Annotated in this window: 12 protein-coding genes; 10 read left to right on the top strand and 2 right to left on the bottom strand. The window is 51.6% G+C overall.

The window, feature by feature from the left end; genetic code table 11:
- The first annotated feature begins 8 nt into the window (after positions 1–8).
- From ACO0LK_RS14875 to ACO0LK_RS14850, 6 genes are all read left to right on the top strand, one after another.
- Positions 9–815, top strand: coding sequence for a CsgG/HfaB family protein (locus ACO0LK_RS14875; RefSeq protein ID WP_422976299.1), 807 nt, complete (start codon positions 9–11; stop codon positions 813–815).
- 316 nt (positions 816–1,131) lie between these two features.
- Complete coding sequence (locus ACO0LK_RS14870; RefSeq protein ID WP_422976297.1) at positions 1,132–1,614, top strand: cache domain-containing protein; 483 nt, start codon at positions 1,132–1,134, stop codon at positions 1,612–1,614.
- 187 nt (positions 1,615–1,801) lie between these two features.
- Positions 1,802–2,269, top strand: coding sequence for a dihydroneopterin triphosphate diphosphatase (gene nudB, locus ACO0LK_RS14865; protein ID WP_422976295.1), 468 nt, complete (start codon positions 1,802–1,804; stop codon positions 2,267–2,269).
- Positions 2,270–2,280: 11 nt separating this feature from the next.
- The gene (locus tag ACO0LK_RS14860) at positions 2,281–3,096 is read left to right on the top strand and encodes an endonuclease/exonuclease/phosphatase family protein (RefSeq protein ID WP_422976293.1); all 816 of its coding nucleotides are present in this window, start codon (positions 2,281–2,283) and stop codon (positions 3,094–3,096) included.
- Positions 3,093–4,256, top strand: coding sequence for a cardiolipin synthase ClsB (clsB, locus tag ACO0LK_RS14855; protein WP_422976291.1), 1,164 nt, complete (start codon positions 3,093–3,095; stop codon positions 4,254–4,256). The genes ACO0LK_RS14860 and clsB overlap by 4 nt, the downstream gene beginning before the upstream one ends.
- The gene (locus ACO0LK_RS14850) at positions 4,253–5,053 is read left to right on the top strand and encodes a DUF429 domain-containing protein (RefSeq protein ID WP_422976289.1); all 801 of its coding nucleotides are present in this window, start codon (positions 4,253–4,255) and stop codon (positions 5,051–5,053) included. Before clsB ends, ACO0LK_RS14850 begins: the two co-directional genes overlap by 4 nt.
- A 3-nt stretch (positions 5,054–5,056) precedes the next feature.
- Here ACO0LK_RS14850 and ACO0LK_RS14845 read toward each other — a convergent pair whose 3' ends face one another.
- Positions 5,057–5,941 (bottom strand): hypothetical protein, encoded by an 885-nt coding sequence (locus ACO0LK_RS14845; protein ID WP_422976287.1) that lies wholly within the window; start codon positions 5,939–5,941, stop codon positions 5,057–5,059.
- Positions 5,942–6,096: 155 nt separating this feature from the next.
- On the bottom strand, positions 6,097–6,735 hold the full coding sequence (locus ACO0LK_RS14840; RefSeq protein ID WP_422976285.1) for a TetR/AcrR family transcriptional regulator: 639 nt from the start codon (positions 6,733–6,735) through the stop codon (positions 6,097–6,099).
- 272 nt (positions 6,736–7,007) lie between these two features.
- On the opposite strand from ACO0LK_RS14840, the gene ACO0LK_RS14835 reads away from it, so the two are divergent.
- The 4 genes from ACO0LK_RS14835 to ACO0LK_RS14820 all read left to right on the top strand — a co-directional run bounded on the left by ACO0LK_RS14835 (position 7,008) and on the right by ACO0LK_RS14820 (position 12,585).
- On the top strand, positions 7,008–7,394 hold the full coding sequence (locus ACO0LK_RS14835; protein ID WP_422976283.1) for an RNA-binding S4 domain-containing protein: 387 nt from the start codon (positions 7,008–7,010) through the stop codon (positions 7,392–7,394).
- A 260-nt stretch (positions 7,395–7,654) separates the two neighbouring features.
- Entirely contained in the window at positions 7,655–8,257 is a 603-nt protein-coding gene (locus ACO0LK_RS14830; RefSeq protein WP_162061746.1) for a TetR/AcrR family transcriptional regulator, read from the top strand.
- Positions 8,258–8,349: 92 nt separating this feature from the next.
- On the top strand, positions 8,350–10,140 hold the full coding sequence (locus ACO0LK_RS14825) for an acyl-CoA dehydrogenase C-terminal domain-containing protein (RefSeq protein ID WP_422976281.1): 1,791 nt from the start codon (positions 8,350–8,352) through the stop codon (positions 10,138–10,140).
- 57 nt (positions 10,141–10,197) lie between these two features.
- Positions 10,198–12,585 carry a 3-hydroxyacyl-CoA dehydrogenase/enoyl-CoA hydratase family protein gene (locus ACO0LK_RS14820; RefSeq protein ID WP_422976279.1) on the top strand — a complete coding sequence of 796 codons (2,388 nt, stop codon included), beginning with the start codon at positions 10,198–10,200 and terminating at the stop codon, positions 12,583–12,585.
- The last annotated feature ends 11 nt before the right edge of the window (positions 12,586–12,596 follow it).

Genomic DNA, 12,596 nt, shown 5'->3' with positions numbered 1-12,596 from the left:
AAATAACGATGAATTTCAAGATTCAAGCCAGTAACAAGAAAGCCCTGTTTTTATTGTTGAGTGCCAGTCTGTTTCTCGCTGCCTGCGGTGAAAAGAAAACCGAATTGGGTGAAGGTTCTTCGGAAGTGACCGGCGCTGCCGGTCCTGCCGGTGCCAAAGGTGCCAGCAAGAGCCTGGTGAAGTGCGATGCACCAGTGGCGACCCTGTCGCTGGTGGAAAACCCGAATGGCTACGTGATGAGCAGCCAGTACAACCTGCCATCATCACCCGTGCCACTGATTCGTTTGCTGGCACAGCAAAGCGGTTGTTTCCGCGTGGTTGATCGTTCGTCTGGCCTGAAAGCAGTGATACAGGAACAGGAACTGAAGGACCAGGGCATTATCCGTAAAAATTCTACCGTTGCCAAAGGCAAGGGCTATGAAGCGCAATACACACTGACCCCCAGCCTGACGTTTTCAGAAAGCAAGGCTGGCGGTGGTATAGGTGCCATCATGGGCATGATCCCGATTCTGAAAAACTTTACCGGCTATGCTGAAAAAGTCAGTTTCAAGGAAGCCCAGGTCGCCCTGCTGTTGACGGATAATGAAACAACTGAACAACTGGCCGCTTCAACCGGCTCTGCCAAGTCCACTGATCTTGGCATGGGTGGTCTGAGCTTTGGTGCGGCTGGAGGTGGTTTTGGTGCCGGCTGGAGCAATACCAATGAAGCCAAGGTCATCGTTGCAGCCTTTTTGGATGCACATAACAAACTGGTGCCCCAGATAAGGCAGTTGCAGGAAAAAGAATTGCCACCGGCAGTACCGGTCAAGAAATGATTGTTGTTATGATGTTGGTAAAAAGGCTCGCGATGCGGGCCTTTTTGCTTTTCTGTGCCGCCAATCATGGTACGGCGTTCTGTTTTTTGCTGCAATGCGAGTAGGCGATAGACTGTGACCGCAAGCTTTGGAAAAAGTATTTTTTGACACAATTTCGTTTAAAAGTGCGTATTTTTGGTGGCAGCGCGGTGTAAACAGCCCAATGTGAACTCTTGTTTCTTTTGAGAACGCAGTAAATAAAACTGCTATAAAGAAACTATTGACAGACAGGATGTGACCTGCGTTGTCAGATAATAATCACTTTCAAGGGGAAACGATGAAAAGTTTATTGAAACAATTACTGGCTGTCGCGATGCTGGCAACCGCGGCACTGACACCACTGGCTTATGCCGCAGGCGAGCATGGAAGCGAAGCAGAAGCACAGGACATGGTGAAAAAAGCCGTGGCGCTGGTTAAATCAGCTGGCGCAGAAAAAGCCTATAAGGTATTTACCGACCATCCTGACGGTGCATTCAAGGAAAAAGACTTGTATGTATTTGTCTATGATTTTGAAGGCAATTGCCTGGCACAGGGTGCCAATGCAAAAATGGTCGGAAAAAACCTTATTTCCATGAAAGATGTGGACGGTAATGCCTTCATCAAGGGCATGATAGATACCGTCAAGGCATCCTCCAAAGGCTGGTATGGCCCTTACAAGTTCAATAATCCGGCTACCCAGTCGTATGAGCTGAAGCGTTCGTATTGCGAACGTGGTGCTGGTGACAGCATGATCTGTGTTGGTACGTATTTCGCCAAATAAGTAGTCTGTGGCTTGCCTGATGCAGTCAATATGACAGGCAAGCACTGAGTTTTTAACGCCACGCCGTGAAAATGATTTCACGGCGTGGCGTTTTACTTTGCACAATAGCAAAAATGCTTGCGCTAAAGGCGCTAGAATGCTGTTGTTGAAGATATCCATATGGCTCTGCCTCGCAACCATAAGCACCATGCCTGAGTACAAAATACCTGAATCTGTTCTTGTTGTTATCTATACGTCTGCCCTGGATGTATTGTTGCTGGAGCGGGCCGACAAGGCCGGTTTCTGGCAATCGGTCACCGGCTCCAAAGACACCCCTGACGAAGCGCTGATGGCGACTGCCATTCGTGAAGTTGCTGAAGAAACCGGTATCGATGCCACACAACACACTTTGCGTGACTGGCAATTATCGAATGTGTACGACATTTATCCGGTCTGGCGCCATCGTTACGCACCCGGCGTGACACGCAATATCGAACATGTATTTGGTCTGTGCGTCAGCCCAGATGTCGCAATACGCCTGGCACCACGCGAACACTTGCAGTATCAGTGGTTGCCGTGGCGCGAGGCGGCGGATCGCTGTTTTTCTGCATCGAATGCTGAAGCCATTCTGCAATTACCCGAATTGATGCGGGTTCATGCCGACCTTACCAGTTAAAGAGAACCGCAATGAAACTGCGCATTGCTACCTATAATATTCACAAGGGCGTCAGTGCATTTGGCCGCAAGGCACGCATACATGGCATCAAGGATGCCATCGACTTGCTGGACGCTGACCTCGTATTTCTACAGGAAGTGCAGGGGCAACATGACCTGCATGCAGAAAACCACACGCTGTGGCCGCAAGAGGGTCAGCATGATTTTCTGGCCGGGCAATCGCATCAGGCCGTATATGGTATGAACGCCGTGTATGAACATGGTCACCATGGGAATGCCTTGCTGAGCCGCTATCCGATTGCATCTTTCGTGAACCATGATGTCTCTGATCATGCCTATGAACAGCGCGGCATTCTGCATGCCGTAGTACGTGTAGAGGACGTGGACGTACACTGTTTCGTCATACATCTGGGCCTGTTTGCGGTCAGCCGGCGCCGTCAGATACAGGCACTGATCCACACTATCAAGCGTGATCTGCCGGCCCAGGCGCCGCTGGTGATTGCAGGTGATTTCAATGACTGGAGCCAGCGCCTGAGCCAGACCCTGTACCAGGAACTGGGTGTGTTTGAAGCCTTTGATGTGGATGCCCGCCATGGCATGCCGCGTTTTTCGTTGCGCAACATGCGCAACCTGTTTGCCAAAAACAAGGGGCGCCATGCCCGCACCTTTCCTGCTGGCCTGCCATGGCTATGTCTGGACCGGGTTTATTTGCGCGGCTTTAAAGTCAATGAAGCCGAGGTGCTCAAGGGTGCTCCCTGGACCACGCTGTCAGACCATGTACCCATCATGGCCAGCCTGGAATTGTTGAATCCTGATGAAGCTAAATGAGCAGGCTACATTTCGTTGCCGGCAATGATATACAACTGCTGCATAGCGGTGCGCAGTTTTTTCCTGCGCTGATAGGCGAAATTGATCAGGCCAGTCACGAAATTTATCTGGAAACCTATATCTTTGCCAGCGACCAGACAGCCGTCGCCGTGCAGACTGCCCTCATACAGGCTGCAGCCCGTGGAGTGCAGGTCAGGGTGGTCATTGACTGGATAGGTAGCGACCGTCAGGCTGCAATCGACCTGACCCGCCGTTTCAATGATGCCGGTGTCGATTGCCGCTGTTTCAATCCCTGGTTCAAACGTGGCCTGGCGCGTACCCACAGGAAGATCTGTGTCGTTGATCAGCAGGTCGCCATGGTCGGTGGTCTGAATATTATTGACGACTCCATAGCCGATGATGGCTCCGGTATTGCCCTTCCTTCGCCGCGCTGGGATTTCGCCGTGCGGGTGACCGGGCCACTGGTCGCCCATGTGCATCTGGAAGTGGACGCACAATGGCGCAAGCTGGGTCGCTTGAATTTTCGCATGCGCTTTGCCCTGATGCGCCATCTGCATGCGGATGCCAAACGCGGCGGCAAGCAAATCACGGCAGCTGCGCTGGTCGTACGGGACAATTTGCGCAACCGCACTACCATACAAAAAGCCTATCTGCATGCGCTGGGCACAGCCAGAACACGTGCCATCCTGGTGACACCTTATTTTGCACCCGGCAGAAAATTCAGGCGCGCCCTGATATCTGCCGCATCACGCGGGGTTGACGTCGTACTCTTGCTGGGCGTGGGTCAGTTTGCCCTTCAGGATGCAGTAGCACAATCTTTTTATGGCCGTCTGTTACAGGCAGGCGTGCGTATCGTTGAATATAGAAAAACCCAGTTGCACGCCAAGGTAGCCGTAGTGGATGAAGACTGGGCGACCGTGGGGTCCAGCAATTTTGATGGCCTGAGCCTGTTCGTTAATCATGAGGCGAATATTGTCATACGCGACCGTGACTTTGCAGCGACGCTGTCGCATGAACTGGAACAGGGTCTGGCAGACGGTGTCGAAATTGTCGCCGCCGATGTGCAAAAGCGTGCATGGTATAAACGCGTCTGGCATGGCATTGCCTATCTGGTTTATCGCGGCCTGATGCGTATCGTTACATTCGGGCATTACGGATGAAGCTGTACGGCGTAGATTTCACGTCCGCACCCACGCGCCGCAAATGCATCACCATTGCCAGCGGCACCCTGCACGCCGATGTGCTGCAATTGCAGGCGCTGACCAGCCTGTCTGAATTTACAGCGTTTGAAACCTGGCTCAGGCAGCCTGGCCCCTGGCTGGCAGGCTTTGACCTGCCGTTTTCTCTGCCGCGAGAACTGGTTGAGCATCTGGGCTGGCCAACGAATTGGCAATCCTTGATGCGCCATTTGCAAAGCCTGTCGCGAGCCGACATGCGCCTGCAATTCAAGGCTTTTTGCGACGCACGTCCTGCTGGCAATAAATTCGCCCATAGGGCCGCTGACTTTCCTGCCGGATCATCACCTTCCATGAAATGGGTCAACCCACCCGTCGCCTACATGCTGCACGCCGGTGCCCCGCGTTTGCTGGATGCGGGTGTCAGCCTGCCCGGCATGCATGAAGGTGATCCGCAACGCATAGCGCTGGAAGCTTACCCCGGCATGGTGGCACGCATTATCACCAAGGCTTCATACAAGAGCGACGACAAGGCTAAACAGACGCCTGAACGCAGGCAGGCACGTGTGCAGATAATTGAAGCACTGGAAGCCGGTCGCACACCCTGGAACATCAGACTGGATGTGACTCAGTTCAGAAATGAGCTGATAGAAGACGGCAGCGCCGATCTGCTCGATGCTGTGTTATGCCTGTTGCTGGCCGCATGGGGCTGGCAAAGACGGGAGCAGAATTATGGTTTGCCTGTGTTTGATGCATTGGAGGGTTGGATAGTTGGGGCTTGAGTTCTAATGTATTTTCAACCGCAGTGCATAAGTAGTGATGCCATAGAAGACCATCGCATAGACAGCCAGCCTGGGATCAATGATGGCAAATGCCATGCACCCGAAAACACAGCCTGCGGCCCGATACAGGGAATTTTCAGACTGGATTTTTGCCACCAGTGAGGACGCGATTGCTGCAAGCGCCAGGATAATGGCAGCATAAAAACACCAGTCGACAATGGCGTTCGGACTCACATCGAATACAGATGCGCGGAATACTTCTTCCGGGTAGATGGCGCGCTGGTCTTTTGTAGACAGAAATCTCAAGACGTCCGCATGAAAATTAATGGATTGCAGATAAGTCACGGTACTTATCAGGACGATGGAGACTATCCCGTGCAGCATGCTTAAGATTCCCCAAGCGTTTTGTAGACTGCGTATCCATGTAAATCGGGTAGTGAAACCTCGGTGATTGGTGGTTGCGAAGATGCCTTTCAGGCTGAAAAACATGCCAATACAGATGAACAGCATGATTCCAAGATAAGACATATTACGCGTAAAAACGCCGGCATCCTGAAACCCCGGTTGCGCATAGATGAATCCGCTTGCTGCCGTAATGCCTGTAATAAATACTGTCGCCAATAGAATATTGCCGTGCGTTTTCTTGTCAGGTGCCGGTAGCAAGGTTTCCAGAATGCGTAACAGGGGTATGCAGACAGCATAAGATCCCAGGCATAGCGAGAGCATGAACAGGGCTTTGAAGCCAAGTACTGTCAGACCTAATCCACGGCCAGACAAGTCTTTAACAAGCCCGGCAATGAACCAGATGACTGGTGCTAATAGAGGCGCTAGCAGGTAGGCCGTAACAGGAGATTGCTGTTGCTTGTTTGTATGATGATCAGTCTGCATCGGGTGCTAACAAGTTTGACAGGAAATTCCCATATGCTTGCCTTTGCGGTAATTCAAAGTCTGTTTTCAGAATTTTTCTCATCCTATGGTTTTCCAGCTTTCAGCGGTGGTGTCTTGAAGCACACATTTTGGGTGAGTTCTAGCGTAAGTCCTAACTAATTCACCCGCGTGACCGCCCTGATGCCATCGGTAATGAAACGCAGCAGGTGTGGTGCGGCAAGGTCAGCCTGCCGGGCGGGGCACAGGCCGTCGGACAGGCGTTCTATCCGGATATCGACGACGTGGTGCAGCAGGGCACCCAGGGCGAACTGATAGCTCCAGTAGATGCTATCGGCGGGCGCATGGGGCAGGGCATCGTGCAGTGCAGCGATGAATTCACGCGCCATGGGGTCGTAAAATTCGCGTGTGATGCGCTCGCTGGCCTCATGCTGGTCAATCACGCCGCGCATCACCATGCGTGAAAAATTGGCACCGTCGGCTTTTTCATTGAGCTTGAGTACCGGTAGCACAAAGGCGGCGATGATGGCTTCAAGTGCAACAGCGGGTGGACTATGCAGACGTGCATGACGCAAGCCGTTCAGGCGTTCTGCGATATAGCCGCTGTGGTGTTCATAGATGGCGTAATACAGCTCATTTTTGGCACCGAAGTAATAACCAATCAGGGCGATAGGTACCCCAGCCTCATGCGCGATGTCGCGTATGGAGACGCCTTCATAGCTTTGTGCGGCGAAGCATTTCTCAGCGGCAATGAGAATTGCGCGCTTTTTTCCACTTAGTTCTTCAACAGAGCTCATGAGCTGATCCGACCAAATTGGCAAGCATGCGAAAGTATATGAATTAATGCAAAACTTTGCCGAATTGTACGGTCGTTCAGTTTATTGTCTATGCGCAGTGCAACATAGCTCAACTTGTTGACAGGCTTTGTTGTATGCACAAAGTTTGGGCAAAAATGGCTTGTATTTGCCTGACAGCTGCCATACATTGCATCAAAATAGAATGAACGTATTTTTAACGTCATACTGGTTTTATTTAGTTTGATTATCCTGAATTGAAAAGCGACATTTTCATGAGTGACACCACCCGTATCGATAAATGGCTATGGGCAGCCAGATTCTTTAAAACCCGCAGCCTGGCCACCAATGCCGTGGAGCTGGGCCGTGTCATGCAAAACGAGCAGCGCATCAAGCCTGCCCACAGTGTCAAAGTCGGAGACCTGATCGAGGTACAACAGGCAGAGCAGGTCTGGCAGGTCAGGGTGATGCGCATACTGGAAATACGCGGGTCGGCAACGGTTGCCCAGACCATGTATGAAGAAACTGCTGAAAGTGCCGCAAAACGTGCCAAAGTGGCAGAAGACAGAAAGTATTTCCGTGAACCGACGGCGACCATGACAGTCAGGCCCACCAAGCGCGACAGGCGGCAACTTGACCAGACCCGTGGTTCAGACTCTTGAATCCGGTTTTGAAGACGGCAGGCAAGACCGATAATAAGGTAGGTATAAGCGGAATCAAAGGAGTCAAAGGAGTCAAAGGAGTCAAAACATAATAGATACTCTCCTCTAAAGACGGAATCTGGTTTGACATTTCATGCGCTGTGCATAATAGTACGAGCGTTCGATAAATTCATTTGTTTGCATCACTTTTTTATATTGGTCCATGTAAGCATGAATCTTCTCAACACAATCAATGTAATATGAATATGACATCAAAATTCATGCGCAAGGGGGAATTGACCCGCGCCGCCATTCTGGATGTAGCCCTGGACGCTGCCAGCCGCGATGGCATTGAGGGGCTGACCATAGGCTTGCTGGCCGACAAGATGAACATGAGCAAGTCTGGCGTGTTTGCCCATTTTGGTTCGCGTGAAGACTTGCAGATCGAAGTGCTGAAGCTGTATCACCATCATTTCGAGCAAGAGGTGTTTTATCCAAGCATGAAAGAAGAACGTGGTCTGCCGCGTTTGCAGTCCATGTTTGCATTATGGGTCAAGCGCGTCACGGTAGAGATTGCATCTGGCTGTATCTATATCAGCGGTGCAGCCGAATACGATGACCGGGCAGGGCCCATCAGGGATGAGCTGGTAGGTATGGTCCATGCGTGGCAGGGTGCCTTGCACCGTGCAGCAGCACAGGCGATACAACTCGGCCATTTGCGTGATGATGTCGAACCTGAACAGATTGTGTATGAGATGTATGGCCTCATATTAGCCCTGCACCATGATGCGCGTTTCTTGCGCAAGCCGGGTAGTGTAGGTCGTGCCGAAGTCGGATTTGAACGAATGATCGAGTATTACGCGCCGGTGCAGGTCACCGCCTGAATTTGATAGGCTTTGACAGGCTTTTACAGATACCGCCGCAAAAAATTTAGTATCCACATTTACCGTTATAACTTTGCCGTCAGGAGAAAATCATGGGTCAATATATCGCTCCATTGCGTGATATGCAGTTTGTGTTGCATGAGCTGTTGAATGTAGAAGAAGAATTGAAACAGCTGCCCAAGCACGCTGATGTTGATGGCGACATCATCAACCAGATTTTGGAAGAAGGCGGCAAATTTACTGCCAATGTACTGTTCCCACTGAACCACTCCGGTGACCGCGAAGGCTGCCACCACGACAAGACCAACCACACGGTCACCACACCAAAAGGCTTTAAAGAAGCCTACAAACAATATGTGGAAGCGGGCTGGCCTGCATTGTCTTGCGACCCGGAATTTGGTGGTCAGGGCTTGCCACTGGTGGTCAACAATTCTTTCTATGAAATGTTGAATTCATCGAACCAGGCATGGTCCATGTACCCAGGCTTGTCGCATGGCGCTTACGAATGTATCCATGAACACGGCACACCAGAACAAAAATCCCTGTACCTGCCTAAGCTGATCTCTGGCGACTGGACTGGCACCATGTGCCTGACCGAGCCACATTGCGGTACTGATCTGGGCATGCTGCGTTCCAAAGCAGAACCACAGGCTGATGGCAGCTACAAAATCACAGGCGCAAAGATTTTTATCTCTGCCGGTGAGCACGATATGGCTGAAAATATCATCCATCTGGTACTGGCTCGCTTGCCCGGCGCACCAGAAGGCTCTAAAGGTATTTCCCTGTTCATCGTTCCTAAATTCCTGTCGAATGCAGATGGCAGCATCGGTGAACGAAATCCTATTTTCTGCGGCGCGATCGAAGAAAAAATGGGTATCCACGGCAATTCCACTTGCCAGATGAATCTGGACGGCGCAACTGGCTGGCTCATCGGTGGCCCGCACAAGGGTTTGAATGCGATGTTTGTGTTCATGAATGCCGCACGTCTGGGCGTAGGTATGCAAGGTCTGGGTCTGACAGAAGTTGCTTACCAAAATGCGCTGGTCTACGCCAAAGACCGTATCCAGATGCGCAGCCTGTCTGGCCCTAAGGCACCGGACAAACCAGCTGACCCTATCATCGTTCATGCTGACGTACGCCGCATGTTGTTGACCGCAAAAGCCTATGCTGAAGGTGCACGTGCATTCTGTTCCTACGTTGCTCTGCAACTGGATAAAGAATTCAACCATCCTGACGAACAAGTGCGTAAGGATTGCGCTGACGAAGTCGCCTTGCTGACACCAGTCATCAAAGCCTTCATCACCGACAATGCATGGACTGCGACTTCCGAATGCCTGCAAGTCTACGGTGGCCACGGCTTTATCGCCGAATGGGGTATGGAACAATATGTACGCGATGCCCGCATCAACATGATTTATGAAGGCACGAATACGATCCAGTCCCTGGATTTGCTGGGTCGTAAAATCCTGATGGACAACGGTGCAAAACTGCGCAAGTTTGGTGCCAAGGTACAGGCTTTTGTTGAAGCCAATGGCACCAACGAAGCACTGGCAGAATTCATCACACCATTGGCTGATCTGGGCGACAAAGTCACCAAGCTGACCATGGAAATCGGTATGAAGGCCTTCCAGAACCCGGATGAAGTCGGTGCTGCTGCCGTACCTTATCTGCGCGTAGTCGGTCATCTGGTTTACAGCTATTTCTTCGCACAAATGGCCAAGATCGCTCTTGAAAAGCAGGATTCAGGCGACAAATTCTATATCTCCAAACTGGCAACAGCGCGTTTCTATTTTGCCCGTTTGTATCCGGAAACAGCAATGCTGATCCGCCAGGCACGTTCTGGTTCTGCCAATTTGCTGGCACTCGAAGCTGACTTGTTCTAATCAAACATGCGTTCCATCCTGCTTTTGCAGGATGGAACGTCCTACCTGAGGTTAAAAATGACCAATTTCATCGTTAAAAAAGTCGCCGTTCTGGGCGCTGGCGTGATGGGTGCGCAAATTGCTGCTCACTGTATCAATGCAAAGATCCCTGTAGTGCTGTTTGATTTGCCTGCCAAGGAAGGTCCGAAAAACGGCATCGTCCTGCGCGCCATCGAGAATCTGAAAAAACTCAATCCTGCGCCACTGGGTAACAAGGATGACGCAGCACTCATCGAAGTCGCTAACTACGAAGACAACCTCGACGTGCTGGCGGGTTGCGACCTGATCATCGAAGCCATTGCAGAACGCATGGACTGGAAACATGATCTGTACAAAAAGGTTTCACCGCACATTGCACCGAATACGATTTTCGCATCCAACACTTCCGGCCTGTCCATCACTGCCCTGTCTGATGGCTTTGATGCGGAACTGAAAGCCCGTTTCTGCGGCGTGCATTTCTTCAACCCACCACGCTATATGCATCTGGTGGAATTGATCCCTACCGTCGCTACCCGTCCAGAAATCATCGACCAGCTTGAAGGTTTCCTGACAACGTCATTGGGTAAAGGCGTAGTACGCGCCAAAGATACACCTAACTTCATCGCCAACCGCGTCGGTATCTTCGGCATGCTGGCAACGATTTATGAAGCAGAAAAATTTGGTCTGACTGTAGATGTCGTCGATGACCTGACAGGCAAAAAACTGGGCCGTGCTTCTTCCGGTACTTTCCGTACTGCTGACGTGGTTGGTCTCGATACCATGGGCCATGTCATCAAGACCATGCAAGACAATTTGTCTGATGATCCTTTCTTTGCTGTCTACAAAACACCTGAAGTGCTGGCCAAACTGGTCGCTGCAGGTGCGCTGGGTCAAAAATCCGGTGCAGGCTTTTACAAAAAAGTTGGCAAGGACATTCAGCGTCTGGACTTCGCCACAGCACAATACGTGACTGGTGGCGCCAAGGCTGATGACGTCGTCGCCCGCATGCTGAAAGAAAAAGACCCGGTCAAGAAAATGAAGACCCTGCGTGAATCGACCAATGTACAGGCGCAGTTCCTGTGGGCGATTTTCCGTGATGCCTTCCATTACATCGCCGTCCATGGCGCAACGATTGCCGACAATGCACGCGACATCGACTTCGCAATGCGCTGGGGCTTTGGCTGGAATGTAGGCCCGTTCGAAACATGGCAGGCATCTGGCTGGCAAGAAGTTGCTGGCTGGGTCAAGGAAGATATCGATGCAGGCAAGGCACTGTGCAATGCACCGCTGCCAGCCTGGGTACTGGACGGACGCGCTGGCGTACATACTGCCGAAGGTTCCTGGTCACCGGCCAGCAACACTTACGTGCCACGTTCCACACTGGCTGTGTACGATCGTCAGGCATTCCGTGCCCCGGTACTGGGCACAGGCGTGGCAACTGGCGCAACTGCCGGTACGACCTTCTTTGAAGATGAATCTGTCCGTATCTGGCATCAGAATGACGACGTGCTGGTCCTGTCACTGAAAACCAAGATGCACGTGATTGGCCCAGGCGTTATCGAAGGCATGGAAAAAGCCATCGCCGAAGCCGAGAAAAACTTCAAGGGTCTGGTCATCTGGAGTGCAGACGCTGCTGACGGCGGTGCTTTCTCAGCCGGTGCTGACTTGCAAGCCATGCTGCCATTGTTCATGTCCGGTGGTGTGAAAGCAATCGAGCCAGCAATCTCCCGCCTGCAAAATGCGCATCAGGCCTTGAAATACGCGAATATCCCTGTGGTTGCTGCCGTATCCGGCTTGGCATTGGGTGGTGGTTGCGAATTGATGATGCACACAGCCAAACGCGTAGCATCCATTGAATCTTACATCGGTCTGGTTGAAGTGGGCGTAGGCCTGGTACCTGGTGGCGGTGGTTTGAAAGAAGCAGCAGTGCGTGCCGCGGCGGATGCCAAAGGCACAGATTTGCTGCAATTCCTGAAAAACTACTTCACCAATGCAGCCACAGCTGCGGTCTCCAAATCTGCGCTGGAAGCACAGAAAATGGGCTATTTGTCTGCGGATGACGTCATTGTCTTCAACCCTTACGAATTGCTGCACGTTGCGAAAGTTGAAGCACGCGCCATGTTTGACGCCGGTTACCGCGCCCCTATGCGCAAACTGGTGCCAGTCACTGGTCGTCATGGTATCGCCACAATTGCTGCACAACTGATCAATATGCGTGATGGCGGTTTCATTTCTGCACATGATTTTAAACTGGGCAAAATGATTGCTGAAGTGGTCAGCGGTGGCGACATCGATAATGGCAGCCTGGTCAGCGAACAATGGTTGCTCGACATGGAGCGCAAAGCGTTTATGGAATTGTTGAATCATCCAAAAACACAAGAGCGCATTATGGGCATGATGCAAACTGGCAAGCCAGTCCGTAACTAATCGAGGTACAT

Origin of the sequence: Undibacterium sp. Ji49W, assembly GCF_049340205.1 — a bacterium.
In the GTDB taxonomy this organism is placed as follows: Bacteria; Pseudomonadota; Gammaproteobacteria; order Burkholderiales; family Burkholderiaceae_D; genus Undibacterium.
This window is presented reverse-complemented; position numbering and strand designations above follow the sequence as displayed.